16 protein-coding genes are annotated in these 17,848 nt (G+C 61.6%); 9 read left to right on the top strand and 7 right to left on the bottom strand.

All coding sequences use genetic code 11. From position 1 onward, the window contains the following. The first annotated feature begins 7 nt into the window (after window positions 1-7). From ASD01_RS21245 to ASD01_RS21235, 3 genes are all read left to right on the top strand, one after another. On the top strand, window positions 8-1,576 hold the full coding sequence (locus ASD01_RS21245) for a sugar ABC transporter ATP-binding protein (RefSeq protein ID WP_060529100.1): 1,569 nt from the start codon (window positions 8-10) through the stop codon (window positions 1,574-1,576). A gap of 74 nt (window positions 1,577-1,650) precedes the next feature. Then, on the top strand, window positions 1,651-2,610 hold the full coding sequence (locus ASD01_RS21240) for an ABC transporter permease (RefSeq protein ID WP_226020791.1): 960 nt from the start codon (window positions 1,651-1,653) through the stop codon (window positions 2,608-2,610). An 80-nt stretch (window positions 2,611-2,690) separates the two neighbouring features. Then, window positions 2,691-3,638, top strand: coding sequence for a carbohydrate kinase family protein (locus ASD01_RS21235; RefSeq protein WP_060529080.1), 948 nt, complete (start codon window positions 2,691-2,693; stop codon window positions 3,636-3,638). Window positions 3,639-3,669: 31 nt separating this feature from the next. Here the strand turns inward: ASD01_RS21235 and ASD01_RS21230 are convergent, their stop codons facing one another. Beyond that, window positions 3,670-4,659, bottom strand: a complete 990-nt coding sequence (locus ASD01_RS21230) for a sugar-binding transcriptional regulator (RefSeq protein WP_226020752.1) — start codon at window positions 4,657-4,659, stop codon at window positions 3,670-3,672. Window positions 4,660-5,030: 371 nt separating this feature from the next. Here ASD01_RS21230 and ASD01_RS21225 point away from each other — a divergent pair, with 371 nt between their 5' ends. Continuing rightward, window positions 5,031-7,079: a bifunctional aldolase/short-chain dehydrogenase gene (locus ASD01_RS21225; RefSeq protein WP_060529081.1), complete on the top strand. Its 2,049-nt coding sequence runs from the start codon at window positions 5,031-5,033 to the stop codon at window positions 7,077-7,079. 165 nt (window positions 7,080-7,244) lie between these two features. Here the strand turns inward: ASD01_RS21225 and ASD01_RS21220 are convergent, their stop codons facing one another. The 4 genes from ASD01_RS21220 to alr all read right to left on the bottom strand — a co-directional run bounded on the left by ASD01_RS21220 (window position 7,245) and on the right by alr (window position 10,649). After that, window positions 7,245-7,550: a hypothetical protein gene (locus ASD01_RS21220; RefSeq protein ID WP_034790383.1), complete on the bottom strand. Its 306-nt coding sequence runs from the start codon at window positions 7,548-7,550 to the stop codon at window positions 7,245-7,247. 275 nt (window positions 7,551-7,825) lie between these two features. Next, window positions 7,826-8,206, bottom strand: a complete 381-nt coding sequence (locus tag ASD01_RS21215; RefSeq protein WP_034790381.1) for a RidA family protein — start codon at window positions 8,204-8,206, stop codon at window positions 7,826-7,828. 37 nt (window positions 8,207-8,243) lie between these two features. Next, on the bottom strand, window positions 8,244-9,494 hold the full coding sequence (locus tag ASD01_RS21210; protein ID WP_034790377.1) for a D-amino acid dehydrogenase: 1,251 nt from the start codon (window positions 9,492-9,494) through the stop codon (window positions 8,244-8,246). Between the two features lie 24 nt (window positions 9,495-9,518). Next, entirely contained in the window at window positions 9,519-10,649 is a 1,131-nt protein-coding gene (gene alr / locus ASD01_RS21205) for an alanine racemase (protein ID WP_060529082.1), read from the bottom strand. Between the two features lie 126 nt (window positions 10,650-10,775). Here alr and ASD01_RS21200 point away from each other — a divergent pair, with 126 nt between their 5' ends. From ASD01_RS21200 to ASD01_RS21180, 5 genes are all read left to right on the top strand, one after another. Beyond that, entirely contained in the window at window positions 10,776-11,240 is a 465-nt protein-coding gene (locus tag ASD01_RS21200; RefSeq protein WP_034790372.1) for an Lrp/AsnC family transcriptional regulator, read from the top strand. Between the two features lie 351 nt (window positions 11,241-11,591). Further along, on the top strand, window positions 11,592-12,896 hold the full coding sequence (ugpB, locus tag ASD01_RS21195) for a sn-glycerol-3-phosphate ABC transporter substrate-binding protein UgpB (RefSeq protein ID WP_060521180.1): 1,305 nt from the start codon (window positions 11,592-11,594) through the stop codon (window positions 12,894-12,896). A gap of 68 nt (window positions 12,897-12,964) precedes the next feature. Further along, window positions 12,965-13,846: a sn-glycerol-3-phosphate ABC transporter permease UgpA gene (gene ugpA / locus ASD01_RS21190; protein ID WP_034790369.1), complete on the top strand. Its 882-nt coding sequence runs from the start codon at window positions 12,965-12,967 to the stop codon at window positions 13,844-13,846. 7 nt (window positions 13,847-13,853) lie between these two features. Continuing rightward, window positions 13,854-14,702 (top strand): sn-glycerol-3-phosphate ABC transporter permease UgpE, encoded by an 849-nt coding sequence (ugpE, locus tag ASD01_RS21185; protein WP_034790368.1) that lies wholly within the window; start codon window positions 13,854-13,856, stop codon window positions 14,700-14,702. Next, entirely contained in the window at window positions 14,702-15,751 is a 1,050-nt protein-coding gene (locus ASD01_RS21180; RefSeq protein ID WP_060529083.1) for a sn-glycerol-3-phosphate import ATP-binding protein UgpC, read from the top strand. The genes ugpE and ASD01_RS21180 overlap by 1 nt, the downstream gene beginning before the upstream one ends. Window positions 15,752-16,731: 980 nt before the next feature. On the opposite strand, the gene ASD01_RS21175 is transcribed toward ASD01_RS21180, so the two are convergent. Together ASD01_RS21175 and ASD01_RS21170 are read right to left on the bottom strand one after the other, a co-directional pair. Beyond that, on the bottom strand, window positions 16,732-17,091 hold the full coding sequence (locus ASD01_RS21175) for an HVO_A0114 family putative DNA-binding protein (protein ID WP_060529084.1): 360 nt from the start codon (window positions 17,089-17,091) through the stop codon (window positions 16,732-16,734). After that, window positions 17,088-17,369, bottom strand: a complete 282-nt coding sequence (locus ASD01_RS21170; protein ID WP_060529085.1) for a toxin-antitoxin system TumE family protein — start codon at window positions 17,367-17,369, stop codon at window positions 17,088-17,090. Before ASD01_RS21170 ends, ASD01_RS21175 begins: the two co-directional genes overlap by 4 nt. Between the last annotated feature and the right edge of the window lie 479 nt (window positions 17,370-17,848).

Below are 17,848 nucleotides of genomic sequence, written 5' to 3'. Positions count from 1 at the left end.
CAAAGCCATGCAGCCCCAGCCCACTGGCGGTGAACCGCATCTCAAGCCCGCGCCCCCTTTTCTGGAGGTGCGCAACATCGAGAAGCACTTCGGTGGCGTGCGCGCGCTCAAGGGCGTGAGCCTTTCGATCGAGGCCGGCAACATCTATCACCTGATGGGTGAGAATGGCTGCGGCAAGAGCACGCTCATCAAGATCATTTCCGGGGCTCAAGGGGCTGATGCAGGCGAACTCTTGATCGACGGCAAGACGGTCACCGGACTGACACCGGTCGCAGCCCTCGCTGCCGGCATCGAAACGGTCTATCAGGATTTTTCGCTGCTCCCCAATCTCTCGGTCGCCGAGAACATCGGGCTGACTCAGCAGTTGGTGTCCTCGTCGGGCAAGCTTGCGCGGCGGCTCGACATACCGAATATGCGGGCGACGGCCGAGCGCGCCCTTGCGGCCGTTGGCCTGCCGGCGAGCAGGGCCTTTCTTTCAACGCGGACGGACGAGTTGCCGATGGCGACGCGGCAGCTGATTGCCATTGCCCGCGCAATCGCCTCCGACGCCCGCCTCGTCATCATGGACGAGCCGACGACCGCGCTGACCAAACACGAGGTCGACAATCTCATCGGCGTAGTCGATCGCCTGCGCGCCAAGGGCGTGGCCGTGCTGTTCGTCACCCACAAGCTCGACGAGTGCAAGTCGCTCGGCGGGCGGGCGATCATCATGCGCGATGGCCAGAAAGTCGCCGAATGCGACGTCGAGGGCCATTCGAAGGCCGATCTGGCCTTCTGGATGACAGGCAAAGTGCTGGACGACACCCGCCAGCGGTCCGCCGTCACGCTCGGCGAGAAGCTGCTCAATGTCGAAAAGCTCTCACGAACCGGATTTTTTGCAGACGTGTCCTTGTCGCTGCACAAGGGCGAGATCATCGGCATTACCGGCCTGCTCGATTCCGGGCGCAACGAACTGGCGCTTGCGCTCGCCGGCGTTTCGCCGGCCGACGGCGGCGGTGTATTTCTCGAAGGCAACGAGATCCGCCTTGGCAAACCCGCCGATGCGATCGCTTCCGGGATTGGCTACGTTCCCGAGGACCGGCTCTCGGAGGGATTGTTCCTTTCGCAATCGATCAAGGACAATATCGTGGTTCCGGTCCTCGACCGGCTGCGCAATGCCTTCGGCATCGTCGACGGGCGCCGCAGCCGAGCGCTGGCCGAGCGCACGGTCGACGACCTTCAGGTCGTCTCGGCCGGCGTCGACAAGCCGGTGCAGTCGTTGTCCGGCGGCAACCAGCAGCGCGTGCTCATCGGGCGCTGGCTGACGATCGAACCAAAACTGCTCATCCTGCACGGCCCGACGGTCGGCGTCGACGTCGGCTCCAAGGACACGATCTATCGGATCATCCAGCGGCTCGCCGGCGACGGCATGGGCGTCATCATCATCAGCGACGACCTGCCCGAACTGCTGCAGAACTGCGACCGCATCATGGTCATGCGCAAGGGTCGAGTCGTCAAAACCTTTGCCGCCGAGGGGCTGGCGGAAGACGTTCTCTCCCGCGCGCTGACCGACGATACCATTGCGAGGCTTCAATGAGCGAAACCACCTTCTCCCCGGCAGAACCCCGGTCTGAAAGCGCGGGCGCTGTTGCCGGCATCTGGACGTGGCTCATGCGCCACCCACCGGCCTTCACGCTGATCCTGATCGTCGCGGTTTCGCTCGTCGTCGGTGCGATCAACACGGACTTCTGGCAGGTGTCGAACCTTTTCGACATCCTGCGTGCGTCCGTCGTCCGCGGCCTCTTCGCGCTCGGCGTGCTCGTCGTCCTTGCCTCCGGTGGCATCGACGTCTCGTTCACGGCGATTGCCGCCTTCGTCATGTACGCCGTCACCATGCTGGTCGTGAATGTCGTGCCCGACATGCCGATCGTCGCGATCCTCGCGCTCGGCGCAATCGGCGGCGCCTGTTTCGGCGCGCTCAACGGCGTTCTGGTTCACGCGCTCAAGGCGCCGTCTCTGATCGTGACGATCGGCACGCAATATGTCATCCGCAGCTTCTTGCTCACCTTTGTCGGCACGGCGCTGTTCATGAACATTCCGGCGGCAATGGACGCGTTCGGAAAGCTTGCGCTCTTCACCCATCACAGCGCCAACGGTTCGACCTCGACGCTGCCGGCCTTCGTGCTCATCCTCGCCATCGCTTCGCTCGTCACCTGGTGGATCCTTGAGCGCACCCTCATCGGCCGTGCAGTCTACGCCGTCGGCGGAAACGCCGGTGTGGCCGAGCGGCTCGGCTACAACCTGCGCACGGTACGTATCTTTGTCTTTGCCTATGCGGGGCTTCTCGCCGGCGTCGCCGGGATCATTCACGTCTCCAGCAACCGGCTGGCGAACCCGTTCGATCTCGCCGGCGCCGAGCTCGAAATCATCGCCGCGGTGGTCCTCGGCGGCGCGCGTATCACCGGCGGCTCCGGCAGCGTCATCGGCACGCTTCTGGGCGTCGTGCTGATCACGCTCGTCAGTAACGTCCTCATTCTCGTCGGCATTCCGAGCACCTGGCAGCTCGTCATCGTCGGTATTTTTATCATTCTCGCCGGCGCGATCTTCTCGATCCGCGGCAGACAATCCTGACGGCTGGCCCCGGGGCCGCCAAGCGCGGTCAGGGCCGGCGTCATTCGACAACCCTGTTTCCTTGAGAAAGGTTTGAGTGCATGGCGCACGATGTTTCGGTCATCGGACTTTACATTCTCGACATCCTCGGTCGCCCGGTCGATCGCATTCCCGAGGGCGGCAATGTCGAGTTTATCGATGAGATCCGCTTGACGGTTGCCGGTACCGCCGGGGGCACCGTCGTCGACCTTGCAAAGCTCGGTCTCAACTGCCTCGCGGTTGGCGCCGTCGGTGACGACGAGAAGGCCGATTTCGTACTTTCGACCTTGCAGCGCTTCGGCGTCGATACGGCCGAGATGCAGCGGATCCCCGGCGTTCCGACGTCTGCCACGATCCTCAACATCCGCCGCAACGGCGAAAGGCCTGCTCTTCACGTCCGCGGCGCGTCCGGTCATTTCGAGATCGCAGCCGAAGCGCTCGATCGCGTGACGGCGGCGCCGATTGTCCACCTTGGCGGCACGGGCCTGCTCGACCGCCTCGACGGTGAGCCGAGCCGCGTGCTTCTCGAAGCGGCCAAGACCAAGGACCGGATCGTCACCTTCGATCTGCTCGGCGCCAGTGAGAAGACGCTTTCCCTCATCCGCCCGCTCTTCCCCTATATCGACTACTTCATGCCGTCGGTGGAGGAGGCCATGCTGATTTCCGGGCGGAAAACCGCCGAGGATGCAGCGCTCTTCTTCTGCGATCTCGGTGTGAAGCATTGCGTTTTCACACTCGGCGGCGACGGCGTCTATTTCATGGATCCGGACCGAAAGACCGTGAAACTGCCGGCCTTCGAGATCGACGTCGTCGATACGACCGGCTGCGGCGACGCCTTCAATGCCGGTTTCATCACCGGCCTGCACCACAAAATGGACACGGAGACATCACTGAAGTTCGCGCAGGCCTCGGCCGCGCTGGTGGCGACCGGTCTCGGTTCTGATGCCGGCATCGCCTCCTTCGAGGGGACGCAGGCATTCATGCGCACCGCGCGCGTGAAGGCAAACTGACGGGCTGGCAGGGCGCTCCTGACGGAGCGCCTCAGACCCCTTCGGCCAGCAGCATCTCGGCGGTTTCGATGTCGGTGACAAGGTGAGTGGCGTAGCCGCCATTCATCGTCGCGCGGATTGCCGTTACCTTGTTCGCGCCGCCGGCGACACAGACGCGGCTCGGGATGCGCACGAGTTCGTCGAGCTCGATGCCCACCATGCGATCGTCGAGTTCGCCGCTCACCTGTCGGCCCGCCTCGTCGATGAACCGGCAGATCAGCACCGCGACTGCGCCGTGCGCCTGGTAGGAGTCGAAGTCCTCCTGGCTTGCGACATTGGCCGACCGGATCAGCGTGTCAGGACCGATATCGCCGACGCCGAAAACCAGGATGTTGGTCGAATGGATAAGCTCGAACTGCTTGACGAGCACCGGTTCGGAGAGAAGCCAGCGTTTCAGTTCCGGCGTCGACAGCAGCGCCGGCGCCAAAAGGTTGACGCAGCGCGCGTGAATGCGCTGGGACATCAGCGAGGTACAGAACTCCGGCGAGAATTCGGGATTGGCGATGGAACTACCCGAGACCTGGACGACAGTCAGCCCATCGAGTGCTTCGGCCAGCGAGATCTGATCGGCGACTGCAAGTACGGTCCGTCCCCAGGCCACACCGATCGTGTCGCCTTGCTTGATCATGTCGGCAAGCAGGCGGGCGCCCGCCTCACCGAGCCGCGTCACCAGCGACGCAGGCTCTCCCGCGGGAATGACCAGCGCTCCTTCGAGCCCGAACTTCTCCTTGAGCTTGCGAGCCACGGCGACGCGTCCGCCGACATCGGTGTTGACGCGGATGGTGACGAGGCCGCGCTCGCGGGCCTCCTGAAGGTAGTTGACGATGGTCGCGCGCGACATGCCGAGGATCTTGGCGATGTCGCTCTGGGTCAGTTGATCGACGTAGTAGAGCCAGGCGGCCCAAACGACCCCGTCATCGAACTCGGGCGGCAACGACTTGCCTTCGCCGATCATCCAACTTGCCCGCGCGCTCTCCGTCATCCGTCACTCCGCTTGATACCGTTTGCGCCACCTCAAACCGGAAAAGCGGCTGCCGTCAAACAAATTCGAACGCTCAATTGACATTTGACACACTATGCTGTCATTTGTTTATGTTCCGTTGTGACGGACGATCGAGAACGGAATCGCGCTTGAACACGCGGCCGCGGATGTGGCCGCATGGGCAGGCGAGACCGCGGCAGACAGGATCGGACCCGCGCCTCTTCGACGCGGCCCGCGCCAGACGCCGATCCCAAATTTCCCAAGCGGCCTTTCCCGTCAGCCTCCTGTGGCTCGGTGGGCATGGTCCCGCCATGTCATTTTTGTCCGGAGCCGTCGCAGGTGATGTCTGCCGGAAGCTGAGGAGCCTTTGCATGAAATCGAGATGGTCTGAAACCGAATATGCCAGTGTCGTCGACGCCTACGTCCGCAACGGCGTCAACCGCGACCTGGCGATCCGCACCTACACCACGCGCCTGCTCGGATCGGATCCGGAACTGGTGCTGCACGGCGGCGGAAACACGTCGGTGAAGACCACCTTTACCGATCTCGACGGTTCGGAAATTCCGGTTCTTTGCGTCAAGGGAAGCGGCTGGGACATGGGCACGATCGAACCGGCAGGACTGCCGGCCGTCCGCCTGCAGCCCCTGCAGGCGATGGTCGCTTTCCAGACGCTTAGCGACGACGACATGGTCATGCTGCAGCGCCGGTTGCTGCTCGATCCAGCGGCGCCCAATCCTTCTGTCGAAGCGATCCTGCACGCCAACCTGCCGTTCAAGCACATCGACCACACCCATGCCAACGCGATCGTGTCGCTGACCAACCAGCCGCACGGGGAAGATATCGTTCGCGAACTCTTCCCCAAGGCGATCATCGTTCCCTATGTCATGCCCGGCTTCGATCTCGCAAAAGCCTGCGACGAGGCCTTCCGCGCCGATCCGACCGCCGACGGCATGATCCTCTTGAAGCACGGCATCTTCACCTGGTCGGAGGATCCGCGCGAAGCCTATGAAAAGATGATCGTGGCGATCGACATGGCCGAGCGCCGCATCGCCAAAGGCAATCCGCGCCCGTTCGTTCAGGCAAAGCAACCGGCAGCGATTGCGTCGGCCGCCGAAATCGCCCCGATCCTGCGGGGCGCCGTCGCCATCGACACCGGTGTCGAAGGCTCTCCGAAGCGCTTCGTGCTCGAACACCGCGCGAGCGAGACCGTGCTCGAGTTCTGCAACGCAGAAAACGCTGCCGATCTCGCGCGCCGCGGCAATGCGACGCCGGAACATGTCATTCACATCAAGCGCTTCGGACTGGCCCTGCCGGCGCCGGTTACCGGAGAAATGGCCACCTGGGCAGAGACGGTGCGCACGGCGGTGGCGGATTACATCGCCGAATACCGCGCCTACTTCGAGCGCAACAACGCGCGTGTTGGCGGCAACAAGAAGATGCTCGACCCGATGCCCCGCGTCTTCTACGTCGCCGGCGTCGGCCTCTTCGCAGCAGGTCCCAGCAAGAAGGCGGCACGCGTCGGCGCCGATGTCGCGGAAGCCACGATCAACGTCATCCGCAACGCCGAGGGCATCGAGAGCTTCGAGGCGCTGTCGGAACAGGATCTCTTCGACATCGAATACTGGTCGCTTGAGCAGGTGAAACTGGCGAAGCAGGTGGAAAAGCCGCTCAGCCGACAGGTCGCGGTGGTGACCGGTGGCGCCGGCGGCCTTGGCCTTGCGATTGCCGAGGCGCTGCGTGCGGAAGGCGCCGAAATCGCCCTCGTCGATCTTGCCGAAGCGGCGGTCACGAAGGAGGCCGCCCGGCTTGGCGGCCTTGGCGTCGCCTGCGACGTGACCAACCCCAAGGCCGTTGAAGCCGCTCTCGCCGGCGTTACCGAACATTTCGGCGGTGTCGACATCGTCATTTCGAACGCCGGCGCTGCCTTCCAGGGCGCCATGATCGAGGTCTCCGACGAACTCTTCGAGAAAGCCTTCGCGCTCAATTTCTGGGGGCATCACTACATTGCCCGGACTGCGACCAGGATCATGAAGGCGCAACGCACCGGCGGCGCGCTGGTGTTCAACGTCTCCAAGCAGGCGGTCAATCCCGGCCCCAACTTCGGTCCCTATGGCACCTCGAAGGCGGCGCTGATGGCGCTGATGCGGCAATACGCCGTCGAGCATGGCGCGGACGGCATCACTTCGAACGCCGTCAACGCCGATCGCATCCGCACCGGTCTCATGACCGACCAGATGGTCGAGGAGCGCAGCCGCGCCCGCGGCATCACACCGGAAGCCTACATGCGCGGCAATCTCGTTCATCGCGAAGTCGCAGCCAAGGATGTGGCCGAAGCCTTCGTGCATCTTGCCAAGGCACGCACGAGCACAGGCGCGGTCATCACCGTCGACGGCGGCAATGTCGCGGCGATGATGCGATAGCCAGATTGTGCGGCCGCGGTGAGCACCACCGCGGCCGTGCCCTGCGATATGAAGAGCATCGGCTCGACCTGCCGATTGTGTCGCCGTGGCGAAGAAAGTTCGACAACGCGACGGCCTAAGCCAACGGACAGCGAAGGTCTACCTGACGAGCTGGCGCCTGGGCTCCTAGATCCCGGAGCCGTCCAGTTCCTGTTCGTCCTCGCCTTCCCAGGGCAGGGGCATCGCGGCGCGATCGAGATTTGCCATGGGCATCGGCATCCAACACTTCAGCTCAGGCTCGGCATACTCGATGATGCGACCGGGCGAGGAATCGGAGGCGCGCCAGCCTTCGGACCCAAACTGATCACCCTTCGACCAATAGGCGAGATCGACTTCCGCGGCGCCTTGTTCGGACGGGCGGATCGTGACGAGGATCCGGCTCCCGTTTTTCGGCGCGCTTGCCATATGACGCCAGTGGTCCGCCTCAGCCATCATTACCCTCCTGCCTTGCTGCACCTCACAAGTGTCGCCTCGGCGCTTAAAACGGTCAACTCATTGTTTGCGTGGGCGAGGGGAGGAGGCAAGGCCAAGCGACAGACCTAGGCAAGCGCGGAACCGGGCTGGGTAATAGATGAGCGGATGATCAGGTCTTCCTCGTCGTCCAAATGACGAATCCGAACTCGGACGCGGAAACCTGGCCGGCGAGGCTGTCGACCGCCGGCCGGCTTCGCCCGCAGTTCCCGAAATAGCGTCGGCGCCAGCAAACTTTACGGGATGGCGATGACCGCTTCGATCTCCACCTTCGCGCCCTTCGGCAGAGCGCTGACCTCGTAGCAGGCGCGTGCCGGGAACGGCTTGGTGAAGAAGCCCGCATAAACCTTGTTGATCTCCGCGAACTGTCCGAGGTCGGTGAGCAGAACCGTGGTCTTGACGGTGTTGGAAAGGGTCGTGCCCGCTGCGGTCGCAATAGCCCCAAGGTTCTTGAGGCACTGCTCGGCCTGCGCGATCGCGTCGTCCGAGTTGAACTCTCCGGTGGCCGGATCGATCGGAAGCTGACCGGAAACGAACAGGAGGTTGCCGACCTTGATTGCCTGTGAGAAGGGACCGACGGCACCCGGCGCGTCGGTGGTGTGGATTTCCTGGATCATGATCCGTCTCCGAGATTGGTGGTTGATTGGAACACGCTTATGCGTAGCGGGCGATCGCGAGATCGGTGGCGTCGATTTCCGGCTGGCGTCCGCTGACGAGATCGGCGATGACGCGGGCCGAACCGGAACTCATCGTCCAGCCGAGCGTACCGTGACCGGTGTTGAGATAAAGGCCGGCGACCTTCGTCGGGCCGATCACAGGCGTGCCATCCGGCGTCATTGGGCGAAGCCCCGACCAGAAGCTTGCCTTCGACACGTCGCCACCCGGGAAGAGATCGGTGACGGAGTGCTGGAGCGTCAGGCGGCGAGGCTCGCCGAGATCGTTGGTATAACCCGAGATTTCCGCCATGCCGCCGACGCGGATGCGATCGCCAAGCCTGGTGATGGCGATCTTGAAGGTTTCGTCCATAACGGTCGATTCCGGCGCGCGCGAAGCGTCGGTGATCGGGATCGTCAATGAGTAGCCCTTGACCGGATAGACCGGCAGACGGATGTCATGCGGCCTGACGAGGAGAGGGGAGAAGCTGCCGAGCGCCACGACGACGGCGTCGGCCTTGAGCGTGCCATGCGCCGTGACGACGCCCTTGATCCGGCCGCCTTCCACGTCGAGGCTGCGGATGATGCTGCCGTAGTTGAAGCGCACGCCGAGCGCTTCCGCCTTTTTCGCAAGTTCGTTGCTGAACTTGAAGCAGTCGCCGGTCTCGTCCTTCGGCGTCAGCAGGCCGCCGACGATCTTCTCGCGCACATGTTTTAGCGCCGGCTCGACGCGAATGCAGCCGTCGCGGTCCAGAACTTCGTAGGGAATACCGTCGGCGGCGAGCGCCTTGACGTCTTTGCCGGAGGCGTCGAGCTGGGCTTGGGTGCGGAAGAGCTGCAGCGTTCCCTGCATGCGCTCGTCATAGGCGATGCCGGTTTCAGCGCGCAGCGCAGCGAGCGAGATGCGGCTGTAGTCGGCAAGCCTGAGCATGCGGCTCTTGTTGATCGCGTAGCGCCCGGACGTGCAGTTCGAGAGCATCTTGATCATCCAGGAGATCATGGCGGCATCGACCTTGGGTCGAAGGATGAGCGGCGCGTGCTCCATGAACAGCCATTTCATCGCCTTCATCGGAATCCCGGGTGCTGCCCAGGGCGAGCAGTAGCCGAAGGAAACCTCGCCGGCATTGGCAAAGCTCGTCTCCAGCGCCGGTCCGGGCTGGCGATCGATGACGGTGACCTCATGTCCGCTCTTGGCAAGCTGGTAGGCCGAGGTGACGCCGACGATGCCGGCGCCGAGAACGATAACTTTCATGATGTCCTCAAAAGGAAAGGAAGCTCAGCGATACTGCCGTTCGTAGCGATGCCCGAGACCGGTCAGGATTTCGTAGGAGATGGTGCCGGCATCGCGTGCGATGTCTTCGAGTGTCTGGTTGGGCCCGAGGACCTCCACCAGGCTGCCGAGTTGCAGGCGCCCCTCCGGCAAGGCGGAGATGTCGATGGTGATGCTGTCCATCGACACCCGGCCGACGATCGGCAAGCGAACACCGTCGCAATAGACCGCACCGCGATCGCTCAAGCTGCGCGGCAGGCCGTCGGCATAGCCGGCAGCAATGGTGGCAAGCCGGGTCGGGCTTGCGGCGACATGGCTGCCGCCATAACCGACGCGCGCTCCGGTCGGCACTTCACGCGTCTGTACCACCGCAACATCGAGCTTGATGACCGGCTCCATCGGGTTTGGATGACCATCCGTCGGAGCACCGCCATAGAGTGCAATCCCTGGCCGAACGAGCACGCCGTGATAGGCTTCGCCGAGGAAAATGCCGCCCGAGTTGGCGAAGCACAGTTCGTATTCCGGAAACTCCGTGGCGATGCGTCGGAGTTCGGCAAGCTGGTTGCCGTTCTGCTCGCTCAAGACATCGTCGGCAGAGGCCAGGTGGCTCATGACAAACTGGATGTCGATCATGCCGCAGGTCCGCAGCATCGATGCGATCGCCGGTCGTTCCTGCGGCGGGACACCGAGCCGCGACATGCCTGTGTCGAACTGCAGCGCCGCGGGAAGGCGACGGTTGAGGTTTACAGCCGCACCGGCCCATTGCCGCAATTGTTCGAGGGAATTGATGACTGGAACGATGCCATCGTCGGCGCAGGCGAGCTCATTGCCCGGCTGCAGGCCATTCAGAACGAAGATCATCGCATCGCGGGCAAGCTGAGGTCGCAGGCGCCGAGCTTCCACGAACTGGGCCACGAAGAAGTGCCGGCAGCCGTGGTCATAGAGGCGCGCCGCGACCCGGTCCGCGCCAAGCCCATAGGCATCCGCCTTGACGACTGCTGCGGCCCGCGCCGGCGCAATTTCAGACACAAGCCGGTCGTAATTGCGAACGAGCGCCGCAAGATCGATCGTGAGGTAGCCTGAGGCGCCGCCCTTGATCGCTTTCTGCTGCGTATTTTCCCTGACTGCGCCGTCCATGGCCGAGCCTCCCAACTTGTCCGGAGGGTAGTGAAACGATCGCAGAATTGTCGACGAATTGTCGATTGATCGTTGCGCGGATTCGTGATCTTTGAATGAAACAGCGAAGAATTGGTATAATCTGCAATGCCCGCGCTCGACACCATAGACCGCAATATCCTTCGGCTGCTGCGCCTGGACGCGCGCCGGAGCAATGCCAGCCTCGCGACCGAGGTCGGGCTCTCGCCATCCGCTTGTCTAAGGCGGATAAAATTGATGGAACAGTCCGGCGTCATCCGCGGCTATACCGCCCTGGTGGACACCTCGAACGTCGAGGCCAGCATTGCCGTTATCATCAACATCACGCTGGACCGCCAGACGGAGGACTATCTCGACCGGTTCGAGGCGGCTGTACGAAGACATCCCGAGTTGCGGGAGTGTTTTTTGATGACCGGTGGATCGGACTATCTCCTGCGCGTCGAAGTCGCCAATGCCGGCGAGTTCGAACGCATCCACAAGGAGATTCTCTCGGCTTTACCGGGGGTCTCCCGGATCCATTCGAGCTTTGCGATCCGCAACGTGCTCGCGACACGTCCCAAGGCGCGTCGATAGGCTGCAGTGTCAGAACCCCGGCGGCCGCCCCTAGCAGAGCAGGAGGGCGACAGGCATCAAGGCGATGAGGCGGGCAAGTCCATCGGCCGCAAGTCGGTCGCGCAGGCTGTGGGTGGTTGGCGATTTGTATCTCGCCCGGGACAATTGTGCCTCCAGCGTTCATATATGAAACAGAACGAATATTCCGAAGGCGGAAATTTGCGAATTCTGCATTCTATTTTCTCTTGCAGGTTCGTTATCGTTCGTTTTTAATCAGCGCACTTTCGCTGCGAAAGTCAGGCGCGACTGATTGAGGAGGATCAACGCGACTGAGCACCGAGACTTGTCGTCTCAATATTGGGAGGAACCGCCATGAGAGTTTTGAAATGGACGCTTGCGGCCACATCTGCAATCTCGATCTTCGCCGCCTCGAACGCCTTCGCGGCAACGGAGCTTGCCTGGTGGCACGCGATGACGGGCGCCAACAACGAAACCGTTGAAAGGCTTGCCAAGGAATTCAATGAAAGCCAGTCGGAGTACAAGATTGTCCCCGTGTTCAAGGGCACCTATGGCGAGACCCTGAACGCGGGTATCGCCGCGTTCCGCTCCAAGCAGGCTCCCGCCATCCTGCAGGTGTTCGACGCCGGCAGTGGCGTGATGCTGGGCGCGGAAGGTGCCGTGGTCCCCGTGGCGGAGGTGCTTAAGAAGGGCGGCTACGAGTTTAATAAGGACCAGTATCTGCCGGGCATCGTCGCCTACTATTCCAAGGCTGACGGGACCATGTTGTCCTTCCCCTTCAACTCGTCGTCCCCGATTCTCTATTTCAACAAGGACGCCTTTACGAAGGCTGGTATCGATACGGCCAAGCCGCCGGCCACCTGGCCCGAGGTCTTCGAAGCGGCAAAGAAGATCAAGGCGAGCGGCGCGGCAAATTGCGGCTTCACCTCGACCTGGCTGACCTGGATCCAGACCGAAAACTTCTCGGCCTGGAACAATGTGCCCTACGGCACGAACGAAAACGGGCTTGCCGGGCTCGAAGTGGAACTGAAGATCGACGCGCCGCTCTTCGTCGACCACTTCCAGTCGATCGCCGACCTCGCCAAGGACGGCACCTTCCGTTACGGCGGTCGCACCTCGGAAGCCAAGCAGCTGTTCATGTCGGGCGAGTGCGCTATCCTGACGGAATCCTCCGGTGGCCTCGGCGACATCGTCAAGTCGGGCATCAACTACGGTGTCGGCGAGCTTCCCTACTATGAGGGCCATGGCCCGCAGAACACTATCCCGGGTGGCGCAAGCCTCTGGGTCTTCGCCGGCAAGAGCGATGGCGAATACAAGGGCGTGGCCGAGTTCTTCCATTTCCTCTCGAAAACGGAAACCCAGGCCCAGCTTCACCAGGTTTCGGGCTACCTGCCGGTCACGCTTGCAGCCTATGAGGAAACCAAGAAGTCCGGCTTCTATGAAAAGAACCCGGGCCGCGAGACGCCGATCAAGCAGATGATGGGCAAGGCGCCGACCGAAAACTCCAAGGGCGTTCGCCTCGTCAACCTTCCGCAGGTTCGCGACATCCTCAACGAAGAGTTCGAAGCGATGCTTGCCGGCCAGAAGGATGCCAAGACCGCGCTCAGCGAAGGTGTCGTGAAAGCAAACGCAGCGATCAAGACTGCAGTCGGAAACTGACCCCCAAAACGAAATGTCCGCATCGCCGAAAGGCGGTGCGGACCGGTCTTTGATGGGGAGGGGAGTCCATGCAGTCCGTCGTGTTTCCAAACAAGGTGCTGCCGTATCTTCTGCTGGCACCTCAGATCGTCTTGACGGTCATCTTCTTTTTTTGGCCCGCCAGCCAGGCGCTCTACCAGTCGGTGCTTCGCGAGGATCCGTTCGGCCTTAAATCCGGCTTCGTCGGTCTCGCCAACTTCCGGGCAATCCTTGCCAACCCGGACTATCTGCATTCGCTAAAGGTCACCGTGGCCTTCAGCCTTGCGACCGCGCTGTTGTCGATGGCGCTCGCGCTGCTGCTCGCCACGGCGGCCGACCGGGTGGTGCGCGGGCGCAACGTCTATCGCACGCTGCTAATCTGGCCCTATGCGGTTGCCCCGGCTGTTGCCGGCATGCTGTGGCTGTTCATGTTCAACCCGGCAATGGGCACCTTCTCTTACATTCTGCGCCGCAATGGCTTCGCTTGGGATCCGCTGCTCAACGGCAATCAGGCGATGTTTCTGGTGATCGTGGCGGCAGCCTGGAAGCAGATCAGCTACAACTTCCTCTTCTTCGTCGCCGGCCTGCAGGCGATCCCGAAGTCGCTGATCGAAGCGGCAGCCATCGATGGTGCCCGCGGCACTAAACGGTTCTGGACCATCGTCTTCCCGTTGCTTGCGCCGACGACGTTCTTCCTGCTCGTCGTCAACACCGTCTACGCCTTCTTCGACACCTTCGGCATCATTCACGCGGTCACAGGCGGAGGCCCCGCCAAGGCCACCGAGACGCTCGTTTACAAGGTCTATAACGACGGCTTCGTCAATCTCGACCTCGGCAGTTCGGCAGCCCAGTCGGTGATCCTGATGATCATCGTCATTGCGCTGACGGCGTTCCAGTTCCGCTTCGTCGAGAAGCGGGTCCACTATTCGTGAGGCGCAGATGATCGAGAACCGTCCCATATCAACTGCGATAAGCCACCTGATACTCGTCATCGGGATCATCATCGTAGCGCTGCCGATCTACTATACCTTCGTCGCCTCAAGCCACAGTTCGATCGAAATCGTGCGGCCGCCCATGTCGCTGGTGGTCGGAGATCACCTTGTCGAGAACTATCGGGAGGCGATCGGCGGCGGCGTCGAGCGTGTCGTCGGCGTCAGCCTCGAGCGGCTGTTGTTTAATTCGACGGTCGTGGCGATCGCGATCGCTGTCGGCAAGATCGTCATCTCCTTCCTGTCAGCCTTTGCGATCGTCTTCTTCCGCTTTCCGCTGAAAATGCTGTTCTTCTGGATGATCTTCATCACCCTGATGCTGCCGGTCGAGGTGCGCATCCTGCCGACCTACAAGGTGATCGTCGATCTCGGCTTGATCGACACCTATGCGGGGCTGACGCTGCCGCTGATGGCGTCGGCAACGGCGACGTTCCTCTTTCGCCAGTTCTTCCTGACGATACCAGGGGAGCTGGTGGAGGCCGCGCGCATCGACAATGCCGGTCCGTTTCGCTTCATGAAGGATATCCTGCTGCCGCTCTCGGCAACGAACATCGCGGCGCTCTTCGTTATCCTCTTCATCTATGGATGGACCCAGTATCTCTGGCCGCTGCTCGTCACCAATGACGCGAAGATGAACACGATCATCATCGGGCTCCGGCGGATGATCGATTTTACCGACGCCTCGACGCCTTGGAACTATGTGATGGTGACGGCGATCCTTGCAATCATCCCGCCGATCGTCGTGGTCGTGCTGATGCAGCGCTGGTTTGTCAAAGGTCTTGTGGAGACAGAAAAGTAATGGCTGAAATTACCCTGAATGACGTCCGCAAGACCTATGGCACGGTGGAAGCGATCAAGGGCGTTTCGCTCGAGATCAAGGACGGAGAGTTTGTCGTTCTTGTCGGGCCGTCCGGCTGCGGCAAGTCCACGCTGTTGCGCATGATCGCCGGGCTCGAGAACATCAGCGGCGGAGATATCCTGATTGGCGGGCGTCGGGTCAACGACGTCGAGCCGGCAGAGCGCGACATCGCGATGGTCTTCCAGAACTACGCGCTCTATCCGCACATGACGGTGCGCCAGAATCTTGCCTATGGGCTCAAGAACCGGAAGACACCGCCGGCCGAGATCGACCAGCGCATTGCCACGGCCGCAAGGACGCTTGAAATCGAGCCCTATCTCGACCGCAAACCACGGCAGCTTTCGGGCGGCCAGCGCCAGCGCGTTGCCATGGGGCGGGCAATCGTTCGCCAACCCGCCGCGTTTCTGTTCGACGAACCGCTCTCGAACCTCGATGCCAAGCTGCGCGGGCAGATGCGCATCGAAATCAAGCGGTTGCAGCGCTCGCTCGCAACGACGAGCGTCTATGTCACGCATGATCAGATGGAAGCGATGACGCTTGCCGACCGGCTTGTCGTCGTCAGCGCCGGCCGCATAGAGCAGGTCGGCACGCCACTGGAGCTTTACGAGAAGCCCGCGACCACCTTCGTCGCCACCTTTATCGGCTCGCCCTCGATGAACCTGCTGCAAGGCAAGGACATGTCGGCGGGATGGTCGCTCGCATCGGATGTGGCACGCCCGAATGGCGATTACACGCTTGGCGTCCGTCCGGAAGATATTTCGCCGATGCCAGGCGATGCTCCGGCGCGAGCCTTCGAAGCAACGGTCCACATCGATGGCATCGAGTTGGTCGGCGCCGAAAGCCTCATACACGGTCGCCTCCAAAACGGCGACGAGCTGGTTTTTCGCGTTTCCGGGCGCGCGCGCAACGAGATCGGTGACGAGCTGAAGGTCGGGGCAAACACCGAAGCGCTCCACATGTTTGATGGCAATGGGAACCGGCATGGATGATGGCCGAAAGGTCAGGGAAGGCCGGCAGCACCCTCTTGTGCAGCCGTAAGTACTGACGAGAACTATCCGGCCCTGAGTAGGGAAGGCTGATTTGCGGCTACCTCGTCGGTAAGGAGTCTTCCAAAATACGATCAACGTGATCAGCGCCAGTCCTTCGGAGTTCGAGCGCGGCAGGTTTAGTTTGCCGCGCTGGGATCAAGAAACCGAAGATGTCATTCACTGGCCTCGGGGCCCCTTGCAAAGCGCGGCAAGACGAGCGTGTGCCAACCAGTCGGCATGTTGTCGCAGGCGAAGCGATGCGGGTTTTCAAGGTCGAAGCCCCGGTGTTCCAGCCAAAGAGTGAAGCCGTGACCGTCCGGCTGGATTGTCCAGTGCTATGTAGATCAGCGTCGTGCCGGGATCGACCTCGATGACACGGCACGGAACCGCTAACGGGCCCGAATGGATGCTCGCAATTAAGTTCCAAAGAGTGCAGTTTCGGCTGCTGTAGCTGAGTGAGTGAGTGGCTGAATGTCGGCAGGGCAGGGGCTGAACGCGTCACGCCCTCTATCTCGGTGTTGCGGTACCGATTTTGGGACGTTTGTTGCTCTTATTGTGGAGACCTTCGCAACAACGAACGGCACTGTAGCGCCGCCTGCTGAGGCCGTTGTTGCTATTTATTGCGTTTTGAAGTTCAGGGCACTGTTCCGTTGCAGGCTCCTCGGTGCCATGGAGATGACCTCGTTGAGGAGGTTCGGATCCCCGACCAAGACCACGGTCTCGACGGCCCGAGTGACGGCGGTGTGAGGCAAGGTCCTGTCCAAGAGCCTGGATCGGACCAGGGGCATGATGATCGGGCGGCGGCCGATCGCGGTTCGCGCCCGAGGCGGTTTCCTCGAAGATGCGGGACAGCTCGACCCTGCGTAGCGCGTCGAGCTGTCCCGCGACGGTTTGTTCGCGGGTGGAAACGCGCATAGCCGATCAGCGCCAACACTTCCTCATCACGCTGCGGCGCTCACATCGTACTCGAAATGAATGCGATCATAGGGAAACTCGATTCCATTCTCTGTCCGGTCGATGACACCAGCATTGACGAGCGTCGTCACGTCACGATGAACGGCCTGCACATCGCGGTTGACCCGACGCGCGACCTCGCGGATCGACAACGCCCCATGTCCCGCGAGCGCCTTGACGATAGCGAGGCGGGAAGGCGCGAGCACTCGGTGCATGTCATCGTAGGAGGTGAAGTTGACCGAAGGTACGGCCTCTGCTGTCTCCCCTGCAAGCGCCCGCCTTCCGGCCTCGACAAAGCGAGCCTTGGCATCCGCTATGGTACTCAAGCGCACAGTCAAAGTTGTCATCTGAGCATCCTTTCCATGTCAGCTTGGAAGGCATCGTAAAGTGCTTCAAGGGACGTAAATTCGATGGCTTCTTCGCGGTTACCTAAGTGCCGGTGATCGCCTTTCCCGCGCTCATTGTCGTAGCGGAGAACGCACTCACCGTTCACAACGAAGGCCAGCCGATACTTGAACGGGTGCGTGCTGCCCGGAACCGGGTTGGGTAGGTGCCATAACACGACCTCAAAATACGTCTTGTCATTGATCACCGTTCGCGATTTCTCGATCAGTCTGGCCTTCATGTTGTTATTGATAACAACACTCTGGCGTTGTTGTCAATAACAACGCTCTCAATGTGGATGGGCAGCGCATTCGACGATCTCTGGAGATGACTGCGGCGTGTCGACGGTCTCAAGGACGTTTTCATCGCCGAGGTTCCCGGACGAGCCGGCGCTGATCAAACCAGCCGTCGCTGGCGGCAACGATGTCGAACTGAGATTGAGTGGCATGTTGCGTTGCAGGTGAAAGGACGCGCCACACTTCGATGTAGCGCGAGAACGCAACAGCCAAATGGCCGTTCACGCCAGTTTCGGACGATCGCCTAAAAGGTCATTTGGCACGAAAAAGCAACACTTTCCAAATAACCGTCCAGTTCCATAATGTATGTTATGCGACTTAAATCTGTAGCCGCAAAGTTAAAGTGTCCTGATCCTGCAAAGTTGGAATGTCACTCTCCCCGGGTTTTGATGACCTGGGAGATTGCGGATGGGATTGATTGCGA

Source organism: Ensifer sp. Root423 (assembly GCF_001426275.1).
GTDB classification, from domain to species: Bacteria; Pseudomonadota; Alphaproteobacteria; order Rhizobiales; family Rhizobiaceae; genus Ensifer; species Ensifer adhaerens.
The sequence above is the reverse complement of the archived record's forward strand: the minus strand, read 5'-3'. Positions and strand labels throughout refer to the sequence as shown.